21 protein-coding genes are annotated in these 23,924 nt (G+C 46.3%); 12 read left to right on the top strand and 9 right to left on the bottom strand.

Features of this window, described 5'->3' with window-relative positions; translation table 11 throughout:
* Positions 1-45: 45 nt before the first annotated feature.
* Positions 46-1,323, top strand: coding sequence for a hypothetical protein (locus tag LO777_RS16690; protein WP_228854975.1), 1,278 nt, complete (start codon positions 46-48; stop codon positions 1,321-1,323).
* Positions 1,324-1,341: 18 nt separating this feature from the next.
* Complete coding sequence (locus LO777_RS16695) at positions 1,342-1,731, top strand: rhodanese-related (seleno)protein (protein ID WP_263577235.1); 390 nt, start codon at positions 1,342-1,344, stop codon at positions 1,729-1,731.
* A 153-nt stretch (positions 1,732-1,884) separates the two neighbouring features.
* On the opposite strand, the gene LO777_RS16700 is transcribed toward LO777_RS16695, so the two are convergent.
* Together LO777_RS16700 and ilvC are read right to left on the bottom strand one after the other, a co-directional pair.
* Positions 1,885-2,316: a ComEA family DNA-binding protein gene (locus LO777_RS16700; protein ID WP_228854977.1), complete on the bottom strand. Its 432-nt coding sequence runs from the start codon at positions 2,314-2,316 to the stop codon at positions 1,885-1,887.
* Between the two features lie 246 nt (positions 2,317-2,562).
* On the bottom strand, positions 2,563-4,035 hold the full coding sequence (ilvC, locus tag LO777_RS16705; protein WP_228854978.1) for a ketol-acid reductoisomerase: 1,473 nt from the start codon (positions 4,033-4,035) through the stop codon (positions 2,563-2,565).
* Between the two features lie 293 nt (positions 4,036-4,328).
* Between ilvC and ilvY the strand changes: the two genes are divergently transcribed.
* A complete protein-coding gene (ilvY, locus tag LO777_RS16710; protein WP_228854979.1) occupies positions 4,329-5,222 on the top strand; it encodes an HTH-type transcriptional activator IlvY in 894 nt (297 codons plus the stop codon).
* Between the two features lie 50 nt (positions 5,223-5,272).
* Positions 5,273-6,028 (top strand): 5'/3'-nucleotidase SurE, encoded by a 756-nt coding sequence (gene surE / locus LO777_RS16715; protein ID WP_228854980.1) that lies wholly within the window; start codon positions 5,273-5,275, stop codon positions 6,026-6,028.
* Positions 6,029-6,173: 145 nt separating this feature from the next.
* Here the strand turns inward: surE and LO777_RS16720 are convergent, their stop codons facing one another.
* Entirely contained in the window at positions 6,174-6,965 is a 792-nt protein-coding gene (locus LO777_RS16720) for a PEP-CTERM sorting domain-containing protein (protein WP_228854981.1), read from the bottom strand.
* Between the two features lie 333 nt (positions 6,966-7,298).
* On the opposite strand from LO777_RS16720, the gene LO777_RS16725 reads away from it, so the two are divergent.
* The gene (locus LO777_RS16725; RefSeq protein WP_228854982.1) at positions 7,299-8,204 is read left to right on the top strand and encodes a cation diffusion facilitator family transporter; all 906 of its coding nucleotides are present in this window, start codon (positions 7,299-7,301) and stop codon (positions 8,202-8,204) included.
* 292 nt (positions 8,205-8,496) lie between these two features.
* Entirely contained in the window at positions 8,497-11,466 is a 2,970-nt protein-coding gene (locus tag LO777_RS16730) for a thioredoxin domain-containing protein (RefSeq protein WP_228854983.1), read from the top strand.
* A gap of 9 nt (positions 11,467-11,475) precedes the next feature.
* On the opposite strand, the gene LO777_RS16735 is transcribed toward LO777_RS16730, so the two are convergent.
* The 3 genes from LO777_RS16735 to LO777_RS16745 are packed head-to-tail and all read right to left on the bottom strand — an operon-like array spanning position 11,476 to position 14,341.
* Positions 11,476-12,801: a PhoH family protein gene (locus LO777_RS16735; RefSeq protein ID WP_228854984.1), complete on the bottom strand. Its 1,326-nt coding sequence runs from the start codon at positions 12,799-12,801 to the stop codon at positions 11,476-11,478.
* Between the two features lies 1 nt (position 12,802).
* Positions 12,803-13,531, bottom strand: coding sequence for an orotidine-5'-phosphate decarboxylase (gene pyrF / locus LO777_RS16740; RefSeq protein ID WP_228854985.1), 729 nt, complete (start codon positions 13,529-13,531; stop codon positions 12,803-12,805).
* A gap of 60 nt (positions 13,532-13,591) precedes the next feature.
* On the bottom strand, positions 13,592-14,341 hold the full coding sequence (locus LO777_RS16745; protein WP_228854986.1) for a zf-HC2 domain-containing protein: 750 nt from the start codon (positions 14,339-14,341) through the stop codon (positions 13,592-13,594).
* A gap of 355 nt (positions 14,342-14,696) precedes the next feature.
* Between LO777_RS16745 and LO777_RS16750 the strand changes: the two genes are divergently transcribed.
* Positions 14,697-14,876 (top strand): hypothetical protein, encoded by a 180-nt coding sequence (locus tag LO777_RS16750; RefSeq protein ID WP_228854987.1) that lies wholly within the window; start codon positions 14,697-14,699, stop codon positions 14,874-14,876.
* Positions 14,877-14,879: 3 nt separating this feature from the next.
* Here LO777_RS16750 and LO777_RS16755 read toward each other — a convergent pair whose 3' ends face one another.
* Both LO777_RS16755 and LO777_RS16760 read right to left on the bottom strand, forming a co-directional pair.
* Positions 14,880-15,413 (bottom strand): hypothetical protein, encoded by a 534-nt coding sequence (locus LO777_RS16755; protein ID WP_228854988.1) that lies wholly within the window; start codon positions 15,411-15,413, stop codon positions 14,880-14,882.
* The gene (locus LO777_RS16760) at positions 15,308-15,694 is read right to left on the bottom strand and encodes an RNA polymerase sigma factor (protein WP_228854989.1); all 387 of its coding nucleotides are present in this window, start codon (positions 15,692-15,694) and stop codon (positions 15,308-15,310) included. Before LO777_RS16760 ends, LO777_RS16755 begins: the two co-directional genes overlap by 106 nt.
* A 237-nt stretch (positions 15,695-15,931) precedes the next feature.
* Here LO777_RS16760 and LO777_RS16765 point away from each other — a divergent pair, with 237 nt between their 5' ends.
* The 5 genes from LO777_RS16765 (at position 15,932) to LO777_RS16785 (ending at position 22,233) form a co-directional block, all read left to right on the top strand.
* A complete protein-coding gene (locus LO777_RS16765; RefSeq protein WP_228854990.1) occupies positions 15,932-17,635 on the top strand; it encodes a vWA domain-containing protein in 1,704 nt (567 codons plus the stop codon).
* 172 nt (positions 17,636-17,807) lie between these two features.
* The gene (locus tag LO777_RS16770) at positions 17,808-18,092 is read left to right on the top strand and encodes an antibiotic biosynthesis monooxygenase family protein (RefSeq protein WP_228854991.1); all 285 of its coding nucleotides are present in this window, start codon (positions 17,808-17,810) and stop codon (positions 18,090-18,092) included.
* A gap of 281 nt (positions 18,093-18,373) precedes the next feature.
* Positions 18,374-18,640 carry an OadG family transporter subunit gene (locus LO777_RS16775; RefSeq protein ID WP_228854992.1) on the top strand — a complete coding sequence of 89 codons (267 nt, stop codon included), beginning with the start codon at positions 18,374-18,376 and terminating at the stop codon, positions 18,638-18,640.
* 216 nt (positions 18,641-18,856) lie between these two features.
* Positions 18,857-20,620 carry a biotin/lipoyl-containing protein gene (locus LO777_RS16780; RefSeq protein WP_407929162.1) on the top strand — a complete coding sequence of 588 codons (1,764 nt, stop codon included), beginning with the start codon at positions 18,857-18,859 and terminating at the stop codon, positions 20,618-20,620.
* 410 nt (positions 20,621-21,030) lie between these two features.
* Positions 21,031-22,233 (top strand): sodium ion-translocating decarboxylase subunit beta, encoded by a 1,203-nt coding sequence (locus LO777_RS16785; protein WP_407929163.1) that lies wholly within the window; start codon positions 21,031-21,033, stop codon positions 22,231-22,233.
* 470 nt (positions 22,234-22,703) lie between these two features.
* Here the strand turns inward: LO777_RS16785 and LO777_RS16790 are convergent, their stop codons facing one another.
* Entirely contained in the window at positions 22,704-23,885 is a 1,182-nt protein-coding gene (locus LO777_RS16790; protein WP_228854995.1) for an ABC transporter substrate-binding protein, read from the bottom strand.
* Positions 23,886-23,924 lie beyond the last annotated feature (39 nt).

The following is a 23,924-nucleotide window of genomic DNA, read 5'->3' on the forward strand; positions in this document are numbered from 1 at the left end:
AAGTAAGCGGAAGCTCCCATAAGAAACACCTTTGCGGAATTTTTTATGGACTTTTATTCTTTATTTATACCAACCAGTCTCGCACTCAGCTGGATGCTTTCCCCCGACGCCCTCATCCTCCAGGGAAACGGCGCTGGCCTGTATGGAAATACTTTTTACTTCATGCTGACAGTCGGTTTTCTTCTTGCTGTTGGCTGTATCTTCCTTTTCCGGCATCAGGCATTGGGACCATATGCCGGCAATACATTTTCCTGCCTCACTGAAACAACAGGTATTTTTCCGGCAGCAACACTCATTCTGGCCGGGCGGACAAGTCTGGCTCTTTTTCTCCCCACGGGAATACTTGTCACCGCCGGTTTCACCTTTAATGAAATATTTCTCTACTGGTTTCCAAATTTCGGTTTCAGCTTTATTCTTCTCTTCTTTGTTCTGCTGCTCCACCTGCTGGGAGAAAAAACAGCCCTTACTCTACAACCTCTCTTTGTTGGAATTGCATTTTCAGGACTCCTTTTTCTCTCCCTCTATGGGTTCACAGGCCAGGCTGCACCTCAACAGGAACAACCGGAGCTCTCCTTTTCCAACGTGTTATCCATACCAGCCGGAGCCCTGCTGCTCTTTCTGGGATTTGATTTCAAAGTGAACAGGCATGCAGCACCGCTCAACCCTGAAAACTCTCATAAAAACAGGAATTATATCTTCCTTGCTCCAGTTTTGGGCTACGTTTTATTCATGCTCTGGAGCAGGGTGTCCCTTGACACTGTAGAGGCGGCAAAACTCTCCACATCAACAATACCTTACCTGTTTGTCGCCCGGGAAACCCTGGGACAAACCGGCAGAATTATAATAGGGGTGACAATTATAAGTGGTACCCTTGCCTGCGTGAACGGCCTTTTTCTTCAAACCAATAATACCCTGGTGGAGCTCTCATCTGTTCTTTTTCAACGTTTCTCCATCGGTCCCTCCGTTCATACCAGGATTTACCCTGTTATTTTTTCTGTTCTAATCGGCGTTTTCATGATGACAGGCATGGCCGGCAGTGAAAACCTTGAAATCTATATCAGGGGCAGCCTGCTGCTCTGGCTTTTTCTTGTCATCATGCACTGTTTTGCTGTTGCAAGAATTCTTCAGAAAACAAACTTATTCATTTCTGCCACAGGATATGGTCTTGGAATTATTCTCTTTTCAAGTTTCTGTCCGCTCCTGCTCTCTTTTCATGAAAAATTTTCCCTGCTGATCTTCTGCTCCATTGTTTTGATGACCGCAGCACTGGCTGCAAAAGGATTATTGCCTGCCGGCAATAAACAATTGATACATAAACCTTAGCTTTTAAGGAGAAACACCATGAAAAAACTTATTACCTTTCTACTGGCAATGACCTTCCTGATGTCTGGGCAGGTCTTGGCTGCATCTATTGCCAGAATGGATAAAGATGAGCTGAAATCATTGCTCGGCGATAAAAACCTCGTGGTTCTTGATGTCAGAGTGGGGAGAGACTGGAATTCGAGTGAGTTTAAAATCAAAGATGCTGTCAGAATGGCCCCATCGGATATCGATCAGGTGGAGAAATATCCTAAAAATACCAAACTTGTTCTCTACTGTGCCTGACCCAGCGAATTTACAAGCGCCCGGGTGGCGCAGAAATTATTGGAAAGAGGATACAGTGACGTTCACGCCCTTAAGGGTGGCTGGAGGGAGTGGTTCCGGGCAAAATACCCGGTAGACCCAAGGTAGTGTCTGTTCAGAAATGAGTTTTTTTGCCCGATTTCTGTGTCGCAACAAAAAATAAAAATGCTCACATATGCCCCTGGTCATTTCCCAAGAAAGCAAAAGACCCGGAACCTGAATATACCCCGGGTCTTTTCACAAATAACAGGTACAGGAAAATCAGATTTTTTTCAGAAACGGCTTTAATTTGGCCAGGGTTTTTTCACCAATGCCCTTAACCTCAATGAGATCTTTTGCGTTTTTAAATTTGCCGTTAGTTTTCCTGTACTTGAGGATTGCCTCTGCAGTTTTGGGTCCGATTCCAGGAAGCTGCATGAGCAATTCTTTATCAGCGCGGTTGATATCCACGTTTTTCGGAAAATCTCCGGTTATTATTTTTGTTTTCTTTTTCGTAGTTTTTTTCTTTGCTGTTTTAGTTTTCTTTGCTTTCTTTCTGGTTTTGCTCTCTGTTTTGGCCTTTGCAGCCATTTTATCAGTCTTCTTTCCCGTAACTTCATGACTGGTCGATTTTGCAAAAACCTGGTCCGGTACTACAGAAAAACTGAAAACACAGGCTAACATGATTGCGACACATACAGATGTAAGTTTCATTGAATTCTCCTTTTTCATTTCATGATTGTAATTATCTCCATATCGAGAGTTCTTTTTTGAACAGATACGAAGAAGGGTTTGTTCCGTTTTTCCGGATTGGCCCCATATTACAATTCGAAACTTACAATTTTCCCACACTCCCTACCACTTTCTTACCCTTTCTTTACAAAAAAAATCGGCAAAATAAAAAGGCTGTAAGATTTCAAAATCTTACAGCCTTATGGTCTGGTAAATTTTTCCAGCCCTTTACATAATCGGTTTCATTGCACTCATATATGACCGTAATTCTTCACCAACCATCTCTATTGCAGAATAACGGATTGACTCGTTCACCTGTATAAGATCCAGGTTATCAACGCCGGTATCTTTCAACTCCAGTCCCCTGCCGATGACATCGCTGTCGATGGTCTTCATAAAATCGGCCAGCAGCGGTATTGCCGCATTGGCAAAAAGATAATTGCCATACTCCGCCGTATCTGAAATAACCACATTCATTTCATAAAGTTTCCTTCTGGCAATAGTGTTAGCAATAAGGGGTACTTCATGCAGAGATTCGTAATAGGCAGACTCTTCCTTGATTCCGGAAGAAACCATAGTATCAAAAGCCAGCTCGACTCCAGCTTTGACCATGGCAACCATCAGAATACCATTATCGTAATATTCCTGTTCAGCGATTTCATCCTCCGTGGATTTCGCTTTTTCAAAAGCAGTCTCCCCTGTCTGCTTACGCCATTTCAACAGGTTCTCGTCTCCATTTGCCCAATCCTCCATCATGGTCCTGGAAAAATCCCCTGACATGATATCATCCATATGTTTTTCAAACAGAGGCTGCAGAATGGTTTTCAACTCTTCCGATAAAATGAGTGCCTTTATTTTCGCTGGATTGGACAACCTGTCCATCATGGCAGTGATGCCACCATGTTTCAGAGACTCTGTCACTACTTCCCAGCCATTCTGCACCAGCTTGGACGCATAACCGGAATCTATCCCGTTCTCTATCATCTTGTCATAACAGAGCAGGGAACCGACCTGCAGCATTCCGCAGAGGATAGTCTGTTCCCCCATCAGGTCGGACTTTACCTCGGCAATAAATGAAGATTCAAGGACACCGGCCCTATCCCCGCCTGTACCACAACAGTAGGCCTTGGCAATTTCCCATCCCTCGCCCTTTGGATCATTCTCACCATGTACAGCAATAAGGGTCGGCACTCCAAATCCACGCTTATACTCTTCACGCACCTCAGTTCCCGGTGATTTTGGGGCAACCATGATAACGGTCAGATCTTTGCGGATCTGCATCCCCTCTTCCACAATGTTAAACCCATGGGAATAGGAAAGACATGCGCCCTCTTTCATCAGTGGCATCACAGCAGAAACCACGGCAGTATGTTGTTTGTCCGGAGTAAGATTTATGACCAGATCGGCCTTGGGAATAAGTTCTTCATAACTGCCCACAACAAAATCATTTTCAGTGGCATTTTTCCATGACTGACGTTTCTCCGAAATGGCTGAATCACGTAGCGTATAAGAAACATCAAGCCCGCTGTCCCTCAGGTTCAATCCCTGGTTCAACCCCTGAGCTCCACATCCGACTATAACAATTTTTCTGCCTTTGAGCGCTTCAACCCCGTTAAACTCAGCTGGATCCATGAAACGACATTTGGAAAGCTCTTCTATCTTGCGGCGCAGTGATAATGAATTAAAATAATTGTCTGCCATCCTGATCTCCTTTTCCCGGACTTTACGGAAAATTGTAGTGTCTGAACCATGTAGAAAGAGCACAAAGTTCAGCTGGTTATATCCGAAAATCCCGCCGTAGAAGGTGTTTCTGCTGCAATCGGGATTTTCATTTTTTGTTGTTGCCGGGCCTTAAGGTCCGACTATACCGGTTTATATCTGTTTTACAATACCTGACTTTTCCATATAATTGACATTCTCTTATTGCGTCAAGTGATTTATTCGTGATACTGTATTGCATATTTTGCAACACAGGATTTATAAATCCTTTTCATATGAACATAAGAGAACTCGAGCTGTTCAAACATCTGGCAACCACACTCCATTTCGGCAGAACAAGCCTTGAATGCAATATCACACCCTCCGGTCTGACAAGAACAATTCAAAGGCTGGAAAATGAAACGGGTAAACTGTTGTTTCTACGGGATAACAGGTCGGTTTCTCTCACTCCGGCCGGTATCCTTTTCAAGGAATACTGTGAAGAAACCATTGAGCGCTGGAATGCACTGCAAAGCAATCTGCAGAACGACACCATTCTGCGCGGAAAAATATCACTTTACTGTTCTGTCACTGCCATTCTGTCAATACTTCCCCGAATCCTGATTCGCTTCAGAAGAATTCATCCACAGGTTTCCATTCATATCCAGACAGGAGATGCTGCAAGAGCCCTCAACAAACTCCAGACCCGGGAAGTTGATATCTCCATTGCAGCTCTTCCCGAGAACACACCGGAAAATCTTGACTGCATAGAAATACTCAAAACTCCACTTATTTTTATTGCTCCAAGATTTTTTCCGGAAACAATCTGTTACAGTGACGGGAAAAAGAAAAATATCGACTGGGAAAAAACACCGCTTATTCTTCCCAATGAAGGATTGAGCAGAACCAGAACAGAACGCTGGTTCAATGAAAAACTGCTTACCCCAAACCTCTATTCACAGGTCTCCGGTAACGAAGCCATCATCGCTATGGTCGGCATGGGTTGCGGAGTGGGAGTTGTCCCACGGCTGGTTCTTGATAAAAGTACCCTCGCTGATGAAATTGATATCCTTGAGGTCACTCCTCGCCTTAAACCTTTTACGGTGGGCAGTTGCACCTCCACCAGGAACAGAAACAACCCGATTGTTCAATCTTTCTGGAAAATTCTGGCAGAAACCATTGCAGCCTGAGTTCATGACTAACACCCCACAAGGGGGTATTTATCATTTTTTAGGAAACCATGCAAATTTTACTGATAACCAACGACGACGGCATTCACAGCTCCGGGCTGATGGCCCTGAAACAGGCTGTTGAAGGATTGGGACGGATAATTGTCATCGCGCCTGACCGGGATAATTCCGCAGTTTCCCATTCTCTCACAATGGACAGACCACTCAAGGTGACCGAAATTCACCACGATACCTATATGGTAAATGGCACTCCCACAGACTGTGTTGCCCTGGGGATTAAAAAAATACTCAACAGCAAACCCGCTCTCCTGCTTTCAGGGATAAATGCAGGGGCCAATCTCGGAGATGATATTTCGTATTCGGGAACAGTCTCTGCAGCCATTGAGGGTACAATGTATTCAATACCTTCCATGGCAATTTCCGCCACCGGGGATCCACCCTATGACTTTCATGGAGCAGGGAAAGCAGCTAGAATGATCGCTGAGAAAATCTTGGAAAATGGTTTGCCTGATAACACTCTTGTCAACATGAATGTTCCTCCCCGACACAAACAGAACAGAATTAAAATAACACGACAGGGTCGAAGACTCTGGAAAGATTCAATACATGAGACACGGGATCCGAGAGGATGGACACATTACTGGATTGGCGGTGGAACACCCATCCATGACTCCAATAGAGATACAGATGTTCATGCTGTCAGGGAAGATTTCATCTCCATTACACCCCTCCAGCTCGATCTTACCAACCATACTGGTGTGGATTTTCTGAAAAAGCACTGGGATTTGAAAAGTGTTCTCGATTAAGAAGGGCCAAATAATTATTATTTTAATGTTTAAACGCAGCCTGCCTGAAAACGTCAGGCTGCGTTTCGTACATGATCAGAATAATTTATTTATCCATGATAACCCAGCCAGATTGAAGATAGTTCTACCTGCCAAGCTGAATTCATTATTTCTTTCTTAACCTTACCCCCGCCACACCAGCCAGACCAACGCCGAACAAGAGTATTGTCGCAGGCTCGGGAACAGTTGTCCCTCCGGTCTGTTCAAAACCGGCATAAAGCACATTTTCCTGTGAGTAATTATAAAAGCCGAATTCTCCGCTGGTAAACGTTGAATCTGTAACAGTAACATCCCACAGGATATTATCTGAAGCATCCTTGACATTGATTGTAAATGTCCCTGGAACTAGATTAAAATCGAGATGAAATGAATACACATCTCCATCAACCCATCCTTTTCCTGCCCCATGATTTTTGGCAAGTATCTCCATCTCTCCAAGATCATTCTCATTTTCCCAGAACTCAGCCAGAGAAAGATCTGTAAGACCATTTCCGGTAGCCCCCTTCATTTTCTTGACGGTCATACCTTCAGTAGCTATCGCTCCCTCGTAGCCCTGTGTGCCCTGTTTCCAGTCAAACAGGTAAAAATTACTTGAATTCTGATAACCGAAAACAAAACCCATGTAGTCATCGTCCCACCCGGGATCAACCTGCCAGGAACCATCCATGGAATAACTTGTCTGGTTCAGATTATTGAGATAAAATGACGGATCAGCATTCACAGTCTGCTTAACGGCAGTATTTCCCGCCTGAAGCACCCAATTTCCCGCTGGTTGCCCTCCAGAATAATCAAGCGTCAGAGGGGACCAGGTTGTCAGGTCTACAGGATCTGCCTGAGCTGCAAATCCTCCCAGAAAAATAACTAAAACTGGTGTCAGAAACTGCAATAATTTCTTCATAATATGTTCTCCAAAAATGAAATAACGAAAAGAATCCATCATATCTCCTATGGACAATGGTGCAATGGTGTTTTATCTTGCAATTTTTAGTCCTGAAAATTCTTTACATATATATACTGTATGTACAAGATGTTACAGAATAGGCAACAAACAGCACTCTAACAAAAAAACCGCTTATCCGGTTTTTGTTCTTATTTGCGGAACTTTTCGCAGATCTGGAAGAGCCAAAGACAACATTTGCCAACAACTGGAACCTGTCGACCTTCAGTTCTCAAAAGCCGTCCAGAACCAAAAGAAAGGAGAGACAATCAAGCACTCCAGGGTTTCCATACAATGACAGCAACTGACAGACATAAAAAAACTATCCTGGCCGTAAACCTGGGCCTGCTCACAAATACAGCACTGGCTGTTCTCAAAACCGGTGTCGGCATAACTGGAAACAGTCCCGCCTTGCTTGCAGACGGAATAAACTCAACTTCGGATGTCGCCTATGGTATTGTCGTCCGGATTTTCATGCGGCTTTCGGGAAAACCGGCCGATGAGGAACACCCCTATGGCCATGATCGGCTTGAATCCATTGCAGCAGTCGTAGTTGGTGCCTTTGTCATCACGACAGCCATCTCAATTTTCTGGTCTTCTGTCAATAGAGTATACGAGCTGACCAATGTCTCCGGCAGTCCGGAAGGGGCAACAAAGCTGGCTCTCTGGATTGCCCTGTTCACAGTTTTGATAAAAATATGGCTCAGTTTCTGGACATATTCGATTGGCAGACAAACTTCGAGTAACGTGGTTCTAGCTCTGGCAGCCGACCATAGAAATGACATTTTTTCCGCCCTGGCAGCCAGTATCGGTATCCTTTTCAGTCGTGCCGGTTTTCTCTGGGTTGACCCTCTCGCGGGTGGGCTTGTTTCCCTGATAATTCTTCATACCGGAGTCGAAATAATACGGGAATCGGCAGCCGATCTGATGAACACCCTGCCAGGTCAGCAGCTCTGTGAACTGATCCATAAAAAGCTGGAAAAAGTTGAACAGGTTCTTGATATTGAAGATATTCATGGACACAGGTTTGGCCAGTATATGGTCATTAATATTACAATCGGTATCTCCCCTGAGATTACGGTGGCGGAAGGGGATGAAATTGCCACCCAAGTGGAACAGATTCTCCTGACTGAAATCGAATCAATGCGCCGGGTCTTTGTCCATTACCACCCAGCCACTTCACCAATAGACACTGAGTAAATCCAGAGTCCTCCTGAACCGGAGCTCATCCTTCATATTTCCGGTAAATTCCAGGAAACTATTTTAGCAGGAATAAAGAGCGCAAAGTACTGCTCTTATAAAATACACATGCACCTTCCCGGCAAGTCAATCTGAAAAGAGGGTGTCTCAGCTGCAACACAAATATCAGTACAGGTTCCGTCAACTGACCGGGATGAATAGAGCCGGTGACTGTGCAAAAAAGCTATTTATGGACAGGCACTAGCCAGGAATCTGCACTGAAGGCTCGATGGCAAAGGAGGGATCTTTTCTGATGATTGTTTTATCTGAAAATACCGCGACCAAAGGTCGTTCTGTAGTCAGTTTTTTATTGATCTGTTGTTACCGAGCTTTAAGGTCCGGCCATGCCGGTTTATCTGAAATAGTTAAAATCATTGTGCTGAGCCTGTTTATAACAGTACCCATCCACAGCTACGGTGCCGAAAAGGTTGATATGAAGCAATCACCAGCCCTAAAAAAAATACTGCGAGAAGCACTGACCGTAAAAAGCAATGACTACAAACCCCGTACCAGACATTTTACTGAGAATGGTACTCCCATCTATATAAACCGCCTGATCCTTGAAGGCTCCCCCTATCTTCTCCAGCATGCCCACAATCCGGTCAACTGGTATACATGGGGTGACGAACCGTTTGAAATTGCACGAAAACTCGGCCTTCCAGTGCTGCTCAGCATTGGTTATTCCACCTGCCACTGGTGCCATGTCATGGAGGAGGAATCATTTGAAGATGAGGAAATCGCCCAATATCTGAACAACAACTATGTAGCCATCAAGGTTGACAGGGAAGAGCATCCTGACATTGACTCTGTTTACATGGCTGCAGTGCAGGCCCTCACGGGGCGGGGTGGCTGGCCCATGACAGTATGGCTGACACCAGAGCGCCGCCCGTTCTATGGTGGAACATATTTTCCTGATCGGGACAGGGGAAGGTCCATAGGATTTCTGACCCTTTTGAAAAAACTCAGTCAAATGTACCGGAACCAGCCGGAAAAAATTGAAAAGGCCGGACTGGCCCTGACAAAAGCAATCCAGCAGCAGCTTCAACCCGTTTCCGGTAACAACCTGCCTGGTGTGGAGATGCTCCAACAGGTTATGGAAAAATATCGTGACTACCATGATCCCGTGTATGGCGGCCTGAAAGGCAGGCCAAAATTCCCGGCCACATTGCCTGTTCGTCTGCTGTTTCGCTACTCTCGTCGATCAGGAGATAAACAAATTCTCTCAATTGCCCGTCTGACCCTGGAAAAAATGGCTGCCGGTGGTATTTACGATCAGGTTGGCGGCGGTTTTCACCGTTACAGTACCGATGAAAAATGGCTGGTTCCCCATTTTGAAAAAATGCTTTATGACAATGCACTTTTGGCAGTAACATACCTTGATGGATACCAGGCAACCGGGGATAAGACTTTTAAACGGGTGGCGGAAGAAACCCTCAACTATATCAGACGTGACATGACCTCTCCGGAAGGAGCATTTTACTCTGCCACTGATGCGGACAGCATAACTCCGCAGGGCCACCGTAAGGAGGGGTACTACTTCACCTGGACATCATCTGAGCTGGATGAGGTTCTGGGTGCTGAAAGGGCAAAAATAATAAAAACCTACTATGGCGTGGGAAGAAAAAACAATTTTGAAGGCAGAAACATCCTTCACGTGCCTGAAACACTCACTCAAACTGCGAAAAAACTGAACATTTCGAAAGAGAAACTCCTTGCAGCCATAGAGGATTCAAAAAAAACTCTCTACGATGTACGAAACCGCCGTCCCCACCCCCTGCGGGATGAAAAAATTCTGACAGCATGGAACAGCCAGATGATCTCAGCCTATGCCCGGGCAGGCCTGATTCTGGGAAAACAGCAGTACACAGACCGGGCAGTACAGGCCGCAGAATTCATCCTGAACAATCTTTATAAACCAGCAGGGCTGGACCAGGTGGCTCAGCTACAGCAAGCAAATAAAATTCAGACTCCGGCAAAACAACCTTCAGCAGTGGAACTTTCAGACAAACCACCAGGGCTGGACCAGGTGGCTCAGCTACAGCAAGCAAATAAAATTCAGACTCCGGCAAAACAACCTTCAGCAGTGGAACTTTCAGACAAACCACCAGGGCTGGACCAAGTGGCTCAGCTACAGCAAGCAAATAAAATTCAGACTCCGGCAAAACAACCTTCAGCAGTGGAACTTTCAGACAAACCACCAGGGCTGGACCAGGTGGCTCAGCTACAGCAAGCAAATAAAATTCAGACTCCGGCAAAACAACCTTCAGCAGTGGAATTTTCAGACAAACCAGCAGGGCTGGACCAAGTGGCTCAGCTACAGCAAACAAATAAAATTCAGACTCCGGCAAAACAACCTTCAGCAGCGGAACTTTCAGACAAACCAGCAGGGCTGGACCAGGTGGCTCAGCTACAGCAAACAAATAAAATTCAGACTCCGGCAAAACAACCTTCAGCAGCGGAACTTTCAGACAAACCACCAGGGCTGGACCGGATGGCTCAGCTACAGCAGACAAATAAAATACTGTATCGAAATTATAAAGACGGCTACTCACGACACACAGCTTACCTTGATGACTATGCCTTTTTTATCGCTGCCCTGATTGATCTCTATGAGGCAACTTCCTACATCCATTGGCTGGAAAAAGCTATTGAACTTGATACTATTCTGCAGGATCGGTATGAAGATCAGGACGGTGGTTTCTTTATGACAGCAAGGGGGCGGACAGACCTTATTGCAAGGGAAAAACCGGTTCGTGACGGTGCTGAACCTTCAGGAAACTCCATCGCCCTGCTCAATCTACTCCGCCTGGCAGAGTACACAACCGACAAGAGTTATTCAATCCGGGCAGAAAAAATGCTGACCATATTTCCAACGGGAACATCCGCCAATCCCATGGTCCTGTCTGAAATGCTGATGGCCCTCGATTTCCTGACGGATCGAGTCAAGGAAATCATTATTGTCACACCTCCAGGAAAAAAAGAGACAGCTGATATTTTTTTACAAATTTTACGGAAGACATATCTGCCGAATCGTATCCTGACAATTGTTGCAGAAGGAGAGGATGCAGCAAGACAGGCTCAGTTCATTCCCCTTGTACAGGGAAAAACCACACTCATGGGCAAAACAACAGCCTATGTCTGTGAGCAGGGTTCCTGCCACCTGCCGACCACGGATCCGAAGGTGTTTGCCAGCCAAATCAGTCGAATCAATAGACTCCCTTGATAATGAGAGCTACAGGAGATCGCTGGCGAGTTCCGCAAGCTTTGACCGCTCCCCTTTGCGCAGGTCGATATGACCGTAAATTTTCTGTCCCTGCATCTTGTCGATCAATGTACTGAGTCCGTTGGAATTTGAGTCAAGATAAGGATGATCTATCTGGTGAATATCACCCGCAAAAATAATTTTAGTACCCTCACCTGCCCTGGTGATAATCGTCTTGACTTCATGGGGTGTCAGATTCTGGGCCTCATCCACAATCATATATTTTCTGACCAGACTGCGCCCCCTGATATAGGCCAATGGTTCAATTACCAGCTTTTCCGCATCCATCATCCGTTGCAGACGCCTTGCTTTTTCACTGTTTTCTGAAAACTGACCACGAATAACCCCGAGATTATCAAAAAGCGGCTGCATATAGGGCCCAATCTTTGACTGAATATCCCCTGGCAGAAAACCAATATCCTTATTGGACAGGGGAACAACGGGCCGGGTAAGCAGAATCTGATGATAATGTTTTCTTGACTCCAGGGCAGCCGCCAGGGCAAGAAGGGTTTTGCCGGTTCCAGCCTTTCCCGTAAGCGTCACAAGGGACAACTCCCTGTCCATAAGCACATGTAAGGCAAAAGACTGCTCTGCATTTCGTGGCGAGATACCGTAAGCACTGTTTTTAAAGACTCGGCAGAAAGCATTGCTCCCCGCCTTGAAGACGGCTAGAGCCGATTTCTGGCCGTTTCTGACAATGGCAAACTCATTGGCCAGAAACGGGACTTCAACCGGATACTCTGCCGCATCAACCATCCCCTCCGGCCCATAAAGCGCTTCGATAAAAGAGAAAGGGACTTCTTCGCTCAGCCGATAACCGGAATACTGCTTTCCTTTCTCACTCACATGATCCGTGGTGTAGTCCTCGGCCATAAGGCCAACGGACCTGGCCTTCATCCGGAGATTGACATCCTTACTGACAAGAATAACAATCTTCTCCCTGTTTTCCTTTGACACATGGTAGGCGATATTCAGAATCCGGTGATCACTTTTTTCGTGATTCGGAAAGGAGGCCCGCAGGTCCTGGTGCATCTTCATCTCCAGGCTGATCGTGACCCTGCCACTGTCAGGTCCGATCTTCATGCCCCCGTTGAACAACTTTTCAGAGCTCAGGCCATCCAGGGAACGAACAAATTCCCTGGCATGGTAGTTGATAATCTGGGAACCCTTTTTGAACGAGTCAAGTTCCTCCAGAACGGTGATGGGAATAAGAATATCATGTTCCTGGAAATGATAGAGGCATGAGCTGTCATGGAGTATTACGTTGGTATCAAGGATAAATATTTTTTTACTCACGTTAACTCTCTCCGGTGAACCGGATAATATCCTGCTGCATCGACTCAATGACCCTGATCGGCTCTGCAGCTCCTGTGATCGGACGGCCGACGACCACATGGTTGGCACCGTTTTTTATAGCCGTACCCGCTGTAACGATACGTTTCTGATCATCGTCCGATTCTTCCACATTTGCACCCGGCCTGATTCCCGGAGTAACTATGATCAGTTTCTCCCCCAGGCTGTCTCTCATTTTTTCCGCTTCCAACCCCGAGGAGACAACACCGTCACAGCCAAGATCGAGAGCTCTTTTCGCCCGAAAAAAAACAAGGTCCTCAATTGACCGGGTCATGCCCATTGCCCGCATATCCTCCTCCCCGAAACTGGTCAATACTGTGACGGCAAGCAGTTTCATATCACCCCGGGCAGACACCGCAGCCCGGATAATCGGATCATTTCCATGAATGGTTGCAAAAGAGACCCCCCTGCTGTTCACCTGTTCCACTGCCAACCTGACCGTTTCCGGGATATCAAAAAATTTCAGATCAAGCATGACCTTGTGTCCCCTGTCCACCAACCAGTCAACCATCTCAAACCAGCTGGCCATGAAAAGCTGGAGACCGACCTTAAAAAAACCCACATGGGACTCACACTGTTTCACAATTTCCTTTGCTCCAGCCGGGGTGGGAACATCCAAGGCAACAATTATCCGTTCATTCAACGGTACAGCAGGATTGGCAAGATTATTCATATTACTCTCATGATTTACTCAATATATTTTCTGATTTCATAGAACCTAAATCCTGGAAACTTACCTTCTCTCTCTCTCCTGTGCAAGCCTCTCAAGAATCTTTTCACACCGTTTTTTTACAGTGATCTGGTCAAATTTCCCGGGCAGAAGCATTAGGACAGCACGGAAAAGCTCATCTTCAGCCCCTGCCTCACCGACCAGTTGTTCCCCCTGAAAAAACTGCTCTTTCCAGAAATTCTCCTCCTGTCGCCCCTCTCTGCATCCGGTCTCCACCGATTTCAGCCAGTCTTGAACCGGAGAGACAGATATATTTCCCATTTTCAGAAACGCGGGAGCTGGAGCCGAAAGCATTTTTCGTTCTTCATCCTCATACACCTTTTCGACCTGTTCGGTTTGTGGCGGAATGGGAGAAATGCGTTTGCTTTCATCAACTGCTTCAACAGTCACTGCTGTTTTTTCCTTCATCCTGCCAACCAGCGGCTCACGGGCAATATTCATGAAAATAACCACGGAAGCGGCGATTGCCAGAGCCGAACCTGCAAAGGCCAGGTTCTTCGGTCTGGTCAGGTAATATATTTTTCCACCTGCTCGCTTCTTTCGAGACGCTGTTTTCAAGCAATACCAGAGAGTATAACACTGATCACAATCCGCCAGATGACTCAATACCCTCTTTTTTTCAGCAGCAGAAGATTTTCCATCTAGAAAGGATGCCAGCTCTTCAGCTGAGGGACACCGGGTTCCGACCCTTTTATCCAGGGCCAGGACCAGGAGCGAAGCAGTTTTGTCCCTGTTTTTTATTACCTTTTTCAAGAAAGCCCTCTTATACTCTGTACACTTTTCCAGGTAAGCGATCAGGGGCACCGCATATTCGCACGGTCGCGACTGTCCGCATAGTGGGCTATAGCGGCCAGTCACGCCTGCACAAATCTCCGGCACCTCTGATCACTTACAGGAGTAAGATAAATGAAAACACATAGTTACTAATCCTGTGACCAGTTACTTTTCCAGGCGTCACAATGTCCAATGCCTCTACTCTTCCTGACGGACAACATTCTGAATCAGTGACGACTTTATTATTTTTATTCTGGTTACTCACGAAACTCACTTCTGATCCGTGATGGACTCGTAAAAACTCCGATCTACTGCGTTGTGGGGTGATCGTGTAATGCTCGACGTACTTATGTACGCCTGCGCTTACACGACACCGCCACGCCTTGTATATCGAAGTTTTTCCAGAGTCCATCTGGGAACGTTAAACGACTTTTTACGAGATCATCATCCGTACAATGTCCATTCATCGATTCAGGAAAAAAATAAGGTAGCCATAGTCATGATAGCTGAATGATGATTACTCCTGAAAATATAACTGCAGTTCCCGGTCAAGACCGGCTTGTCTGAAAGCTTTTCGAATCCGTGTAAGAAGGCGCCGCATTTTTCCATAGGCCTGATTCCGATTAAGCCCGATCATTTTCCCTGCCCCGACTACACTTAAATCATCCTGAAAACAGAGCCGCAGGAGCATCTTTTCCTCAGGAAGCAGTGTTATTTTCATTTCTTTCAGTCGGGTCACACTCTTTTCCTCTAGCGACACTTCCTCCCCGGTTTGCAATCCCAGTATCTCTGTCAGCACTTCCCTCAGCTCTTTATTTTCCATTTGTCCGGAAGTTCTGAAATGCACGGCAGAGTTTTCAATGCTGCTTTCATCATACTCAACCTCAAGACCCTGTTCACTGCCACATCCGGGAATTCTGCCAAGAAGAGTATAGGCAGCCTCTTCTATTTCCTTTTTTGATGAAACATTCTGTCGCTGAAAAACAACTTCAACCGCTTCAGGCACCTGCAGCCGCTCCAGGCAAAGTGCGGAAAACAGCTTACTCCACATCCCCCCAGAACCTTTACCCACGATGGTGGCCGTACACGTCCGAACCTGCTTCTGGCAAAATCCTCCAGAATTCTTCCCGTCAGAACCTGCAGATAAGTTGAAAAGGTGGCTTTTCCGCAGTAGGCACGGACACGTTTCCAGTTATCTTCCTCCAACCTTTCCATTACCGACAGAGCCGCTTCTTCTGCCAGAACGGTATCCCCGAAACGACGCACTGCCATCCTGTTAATCTGTTCCCAATGGGCAAGGGTTTGTGTTTTCCAGTCAGTCACGCAATTCAATCTAAAGATCCTTATTTCCTGTATTTTGCTTATTTTTAGCAGACTTACGAACACTTCGAATTTGCAGTTACAGTAATGGAGTTTCAAAACAAGAAAATCCGACACATTGTTTCAACATGTCCGTCAAGAAATACAGATGCACTTAAAATTTCATCTCAACAGTAAAACAAAGGAAATTCCACCAGCGGCAAAACAACCTTTGGTCACGGAATTTTCGATTAAAAGAAAGGAGATATCATGTCTACATCACATTTCAGGACCTTGCCTGTTATTCTTGCCGCATCGCTTTGCCTCTATGCGGGCTGCACAACTTCCACACAGAATAAGAACAGAATCGAGTTGGAGGAAAGAGTGCAGCGCCCTGCTCTGCAACCCTCCCCTCCCCCGGTATCGCTTGCAAAAATAGCCAATCCGGCCGCGTTGGTAATGATGGATAATACCATGGAACCTAATGTTGTCAATTCAGCTGAAAAAATGATGTTTTATCCATATCCCGAGGAGATCAGACAACAATTTCAAACAGAATCTTATAATCACCTGGAGGAAAATAGCTTCATTCTTACAACCAACGACCCCCTGTCAACATTTTCCATTGACGTGGACACAGCCTCCTACAGCAATATCAGAAGGTTCATCCAGAGTGGTCACCTTCCACCCGTCGGTGCCGTTCGGGTTGAGGAAATGATTAATTATTTTACATATGATTATCCCGAACCGGACTCCGGCCTTTTTTCCATAACAGCGGAAGCCGGTCCATGCCCGTGGAAACAGGAGAACAGACTTGTACGAATCGGAATAAAGGCAAAGGATATGAACACAGCGACTCTACCGCCGTCCAATCTTGTCTTTCTAATAGATGTCTCCGGATCAATGGATCGGGAAAACAAACTCGGTCTTGTAAAAAAATCACTCTCCCTGCTGGTCGACCAGCTGGACAAAGATGACAGGGTGGCTATTGTCGTCTATGCCGGAAGTGACAGAGTAGTTCTTCCCCCCACACCCTGCGACAGGAAAAAGGTAATAAAAAAGGCCATAAACACCCTTACCTCCGGGGGAGCGACCCACGGATCAAAAGGTATCCTGACCGCCTATGAGCTCGCGGCCCGCAGTTTCCTGCCCGGCGGCAATAACCGTGTCATTCTTGCCTCTGACGGTGATTTCAATGTGGGTGTTACCTCCCGGGGGGAACTCGAGCGTCTTATCAGTGAAAAACGCGCCTCAGGTATCTTTCTCACTACTCTCGGTTTCGGTATGGGTAATTTTCACGACGATACCATGGAAATTCTGGCAGACAAGGGGAACGGAAATTACAGCTATATAGACTCCCTTCTCGAAGCTAAAAAGGTTCTGGTCAAGGAAAGGGCCGGAACCCTTTTTACCCTGGCAAGTGATGTCAAAATCCAGGTCGAATTTAATCCGGCAGCGGTGGGAGCCTACCGGCTGATAGGTTACGAAAACCGGATCCTGAATGATGAGGATTTCAATGATGACAGAAAAGATGCCGGTGAGATCGGTGCAGGCCACAGGGTTACGGCCCTTTATGAAATAATCCCGGCGGGGTCAAAAACTCTCCCCTCGGTTGATCCGCTCAAATACCGAAAAACCACGCCGCTCTTGAAAGAAAACCTCTCAAAAGAGCTCCTCACCGTCAAGCTCCGCTTTAAACCATTGCACAGCCGGACGTCAAGGCTGATTGATCATGTACTCACCAGGGAACAACCTGCCTCACAACCCAGTACAGATTTTCGGTTTACCTCTGCCGTTGCAGGATTTGGTCTGCTGCTGAAACATTCAGAGTACGGTGCTCACCTGGACTACAGAACCCTCATAGACCTTGCCAGAAGTGGAAAAGGGGAAGACAGGGAAGGATACCGGTCTGAATTCATTCGACTTCTCGAAATGAGTGAAATGATTACACCCACACCGGGAGAAAAGAAATGAACAGTCCTCTGTTTTTTTTAATTATTCTGTTTTCTTTACAACTATTTCCAATACCACTATAGTTTAAGTATACCTCTGTCACTTCACTTACGCACAGTACCTCGGAGGTAGAGGGCAGCTGTTTTTTATAAAAACAGCTGCTGATCATTAATATCGAGAAAGGAGAGTGCCTATGACAGTCAAAATCTTCATCAAAAGAAAAGTCTCAGCTGACAGTATCCTTGAATTGACGATCCTGCTGAAGAAACTTCGTAGCCTCACCTTGAGTCAATCGGGATATATTTATGGTGAAACCCTTCGACGAGTGGATGCGGACAATGAATGTATGGTTATCAGCACATGGCGTTCACTGGATGATTGGAACAAATGGCTCCACAATGAACAAAGGATTGAAATTCAAAATGAAATAGACAGACTTCTTGGTGAAACAACCGAGTACTCCGTGTATGAAGTCTGATCCTGACCGGAACCCGTCAATACAGGCTGTCCCCCCGGATCAAGGTACAGCCTGTACTCTTCAACCGAAAAAATTCTCCATCCCTTTTCATCGGATAAGGTTAATTTAGCATGATTTTATAAGAAACATTTGTCTTTCCTATTAATGTTATTGTTTTGATCAGCCGGGCTACATCGTGTAGCATGAATTTTCCACCAATTTACCTTGGATTAACCATTAAAAGTCTGCCCCGGAAAAGATTTTTTCGGACTGACACTGACCAGTAGCGAGGACTGGAGACAATGATTATTGAAGGTGTTAAACTGATGTTTGTCGGCATGACGACCGTCCTGCTCTTCCTTTCCCTGATGATCCTGCTCATTCAATTTGTATCCTTTCTCACCCGGGATGCCACAGCCCGGGAACTGGAGGCAATACAAAAAGAAAGAGAACTCCAATCTCTCAAAAGAAAAAAGAAAAAAGAAGCTTCCGCTGACAGCGACGAGGATATTGCTGTTATTGCAGCCGCAATTGCAGCCTTTGAAGCCGAACGTTTTGCACGGACATAGGCCTTGATAAATCTATGCTTCTGCAAGATAGAACAATCCTTCCCTGACGGGAAAAACTTATACTGTCCTGCCGAAACATACCGATCATTGAATATATTGCCGTAGTCGGGAATTTTATGGAGAGATTCCGGCAATCTTTTTGGTTCAATCAGCAGAAACAGTAACATTTCAACACATGCGAGGAGAAAAACGGTGAGTAAAAAAGTTATTCAATTTATGGATACGTCCTTTCGGGACGGATTTCAGTCTGTTTTCGGAGCCAGGGTTTTAACCGATGACTTTCTCCCGGCGGTCAAAGCTTCCGTTGATGCCGGTATTACCAATATCGAGGCAGGAGGCGGAGCCCGGTTTCAGTCCCTTTTCTTTTACTGTGGAGAGTCGGCGTTTGACATGATGGACCGCTTCAGAAGCGAAGTCGGACCGGATGTTGCTCTGCAGACCCTTGCCCGCGGAATCAATGTTGTTGCCCTGAGCCAGTGCCCCAGGGATATCATTGATCTTCATGCCAAAATGTTCAAAAAACACGGTATGACCACCATCAGAAACTTTGACGCACTCAATGATGTCCGCAACCTTGAGTACTCTGGAGAACGAATTGCTCACCACGGGCTGAATCACCAGGTTGTAGTCTCCATGATGGATCTTCCTCCGGGCTGCACAGGCGCACATACAGCAGAATTTTACATGGACAGACTGAAACAGATCCTCGACGCGGATATTCCTTTTCACTCCATCTGTTTCAAGGATGCATCGGGAACCTCCAATCCGAAAAAAGTATTTGAAACATTCAAAGCAGCCCGTAAACTGGTTTCCGATGATACTATTCTCTGGTTCCACACCCATGATACGGCCGGCCTTGCCATTTCCCAGAACCTTGCCGCAATTGAAGGTGGGGCCGATGGAATTGACCTTGCCAAGGCCCCGGTAAGCGGTGGAACCTGCCAGGCTGATATCCTTTCAATGATTCATGCTCTCAAAGGTACTGATTTCACGCTGGATCTCGATTACGAAAAGATCCTGGTAGCCACGGAAGCCTTTGAAAAGGCAATGAAAGAATACTTCTTCCCGCCTGAAGCTAAAATGGTATCCCCCACCGTCACACTGTCTCCCATGCCAGGCGGAGCCCTGACGGCAAACACTATGATGATGCGTGACACAGGGACCCTGCATCTCTATGCGGATGTTATTAAAGAAATGTCGGAAGTTGTTCGCCTGGGAGGATTCGGTACCTCGGTCACCCCCGTATCCCAGTTTTATTTCCAGCAGGCTTATCTCAATGTCACCCAGGGTAAATGGAAAAAAATCAACCCCAGTTACGGTAACATGGTACTCGGGTATTTTGGTCGTACTCCTGCTCCTCCTGATCCGGAAATCATCAAAATCGCCTCTGAGCAACTGGGAAAACCGGTTTTCACTGAAGATCCCCTTGATATTCTTGAGCCGGGTATTCCCAAAGCCACCAAAATTCTTGAGGAAAATAACCTGCCGGTCAACGATGAAAACATCTTTATCATTGCCAGCTGCGAACAGAAAGGCCTTGATTTTCTCCTGGGCAACGCTGTCACCAATATCAGAAAGATTACCGACGAGAAACCGGCTGACAAGAAGAGCAGCAAAACCACTGCTCCCGCAGCACCGGCTCCAATGGGCCCCCGTGACTACACCATCACCGTGAATAACCGTCCCTACAATGTGACGGTTTCAGAGGCAGGTGGTATCAAGGCGGCTCCCGCAGCACCGGCTCCTGTCGCAGACGATGGGGTTGAAGGGACAGAAGTTGAAGCGCCAACTCCCGGTAATGTTGTAAAAATACTGGTCGAAGTCGGTAGCACTGTTGAAACGGACCAACCCCTGGTTATCCTCGAAGCCATGAAGATGGAATCAGAAGTAAAATCACCCTGCTCAGGCAAGGTTCTTGCGATACACATTTCAGCCGGAGATACGGTCCAGAGTTCCGACCCGCTCTTCACCATCGGTTAATACATGGCTGAACCATGTTGTGTCGACCTGGTTCCCGGTGCATTCAAGTTACCCGGGAACCTTTTCCTCTTCGCTTTTATCGGGAAAGTATTATGAAAATGAATAACGGAATTTTCATGCTCTTCTTGCTGGGGTTGATTACCGTCTTTTCGGTACCCGCTTTTGCGGACACTGAAACGATCACCATCACCTCGCCGGCGGATGCAAAAATAAAACGTATTGATGTCCATCCGGGCAGCTTCGTTTACAGTGGTGACCACATTGCCACCCTCAAAAAAGAGGATGGTACGATCATCAATCTCAAAGCCGGTTCCTCCGGGAAAATAACAAATCTCGATGTCAGGGAATACCAGAAAATTCATAAAGGTGAGGCTATCGGCACCATGGAGTCTTCTCCTGTTATTGCCGACATGCCGGTTACTTCAAAAGGCAGTACGCTGCCTTCCATTTCCAGTCTTGGCCAAAACCTGTATAAAACCACTGGTATTTATGGCATTATCCAGGGACAGTTCACCAAGGACTGGACAGTGGGAATCGGCCGTGTACTGATGATGCTCGTGGGTCTGCTACTGGTCTACCTGGGAATTTTCAAAAAGTTCGAACCACTGCTTCTTATTCCCATTGGCTATGGTGCCATCCTTTCCAATATCCCGCTGGCAGGGATTGCCGAACCCGGCGGTATTCTCTTTTATATCTATGAAGTCGGAATAATGACGGGTGTTTTCCCTCTCATTATTTTCATGGGTGTCGGTGCTCTCACCGATTTCGGTCCCATGATCGCCAACCCGAAAACTATCCTTCTGGGTGGTGCAGCCCAATTTGGTATTTTTACTACCCTGCTTGGAGCACTTTTTCTGACCGATCTCATCCCCGGAATCAATTTTTCCCTCCGGGACGCAGCCTCAATAGGTATTATCGGTGGTGCGGATGGCCCCACGGCTATTTTTCTCTCCAGTCAGCTCTCTCCACGACTGCTGGGTTCCATTGCCATTGCAGCTTACTCCTATATGGCACTGGTTCCTCTTATTCAACCACCGATCATGAAGTGGTTGACCACAAAAGAGGAACGGGAGATCAAGATGGTTCAGCTCCGCCATGTGTCAAAAATGGAAAAAATAATTCTGCCGCTGACAGTGCTCGGCCTCTGCGCCGCACTGCTGCCTTCAGCAGCACCCCTGATCGGTATGTTCATGCTGGGTAATCTTGCCAAGGAATGCGGTGTAATTGACCGGCTGTCGGATACCATCAAAAATTCCCTGATGTATATAGTCACCATCTTTCTTGGCCTGGGAGTAGGCAGCAAGCTTTCGGCTGATAAGTTCCTCAATGTGGAAACGCTGGGCATTCTTGCACTCGGCATGATCGCTTTCTGCATAGGTACTGCCGCCGGTGTTCTTCTTGCCAAACTCATGAACAAAATCTCTAAAACTCCGGTCAATCCGCTGATCGGTGCAGCCGGCGTTTCCGCCGTACCAATGGCTGCACGGGTTGTCAACAAAGTCGGTCTTGAGGCCAATCCCCAGAACCATCTTATCATGCATGCCATGGGGGCCAATGTTTCAGGTGTCATCGGTTCGGCTGTTGCTGCAGGTGTATTGCTGGCATTGTTGTAACCTGTTTTTTAATACCGCAAAGAAAAAGCCGATTACCCTTTTGGTAATCGGCTTTTTGCTTTCCTGAATCGGTGGGGATTCACTATTGCTGCCCTATCCCGCATTTCTAATGAACATTGTTCAATTTTGAGCATAACTTTGATGATCTCGTAAAAAGTCGTTCAACGTTCCCAGATGGACTCTGGAAAAACTTCGATATACAAGGCGTGGCGGTGTCGTGTAAGCGCAGGCGTACATATGGTACGTCGAGCATTACACGATCACCCCACAACGCAGTAGATCGGAGTTTTTACGAGTCCATCAACTTTAAACTACAAATAATTTGCCAACTATCAGTAATCGAACAAAAGTTACACAATGTTCACCCAAGGTCAGCCCAAGCGACGCCATCTTCTGCAGTATTTCAACAGTAAATATAGGTCAGCGACCGTGCGAATATGCGGTGCCACTGATCACTTATTACGCAGAACCTATGGATTGAGAATCTTATAGGATTCAAACTCACCCTTGTCATTAATTTTCAACACGACCGCACTTTTTGTCGGGTCACCGGTACTGTTCATATCCAGGGAACCTGAAACCCCTTCAAAACTTCTGATGGCGGCAAGCTTGTCTTTGATTGCCCGTCTGGTGTCCAGAAGATTACTGCCCAGGCTGTCAAGATGACTGATTGCGGTGAGAACCAGATCAACAGAATCGTAACTGAGAGCAGCATTGGCCGTGGGAAGCCGACCGTTTTTCTTTTCAAACTGCTCAACAAAGGTTTTGGCTTTTCCTTTTGCGCCGACAGCACCAAAATGAGAGCAAAAATAAAGTCCTTTACAAACATCCCCACACTCTGCCATCAGGTCTGAAGACTCCCATGCGTCACCACCGAAGATTGCTTTTTTCCAACCATTTTTTCTGGCCTGTTTAATGATAGCAGGAATTTCATCCGAATATTGCGGGATAAACAGAACATCGGCATCTGATGCAACAATTTTTTCAAAATAATGGGAGTAATCTTTTTCACTGGATAAGAATTTTTCAAAAGCAACAACAGAACCTGGCCCCCGCTGCTTTTCAAAGCTCTTCTTAAAAAACTCTGCAAGCCCCCTAGGATAGGCATCGGCAACATTGAACAAAACGGCCGCTTTTTCTGCCTTCAGCTCTGTTATGGCAAAATCCGCCATAACCTCACCCTGGAAATTATCAAGAAAACAGGCGCGGAATACAAAAGGTCTGTTCAACGTGGTTTTCGGATTGGTTGAGGTTGGTGAAACCATGGGAGTTTTAAACGAGTTGCAGATATTTCCTGCAGGAATGGCTCTGGAGCTGTCAATCGGACCAACAATGGCAACAACTTTATCAACAGTAATAAGTTTCAACGCCGCTGAAACTGCTTTCTGTGGCTCAGATTCATTGTCACCATATACATATTGCAATGTATATGACTGACCACCAATCTTCACACCGCCTGCTGCATTGACCTGCTCACGAATAAGCTCTACTCCCGCTTTCACATTCTTCCCCGCCTCATTCCTTGCTCCACTTAAAGGAAGGTTGATGCCAATAGTTATAGTCTCCTGTGCCTGGGCCATACCCGCAAGAAACACGGAAACCAGAACAACAAGGTAATGAACCTGCCGCCGAATCAGTCTTGGTGCATCCATTCAGAATCTCCTTTTACAATCACTCTCTGTTTATCAAAA

The organism is Desulfomarina profundi (assembly GCF_019703855.1).
Classification (GTDB): domain Bacteria; phylum Desulfobacterota; class Desulfobulbia; order Desulfobulbales; family Desulfocapsaceae; genus Desulfomarina; species Desulfomarina profundi.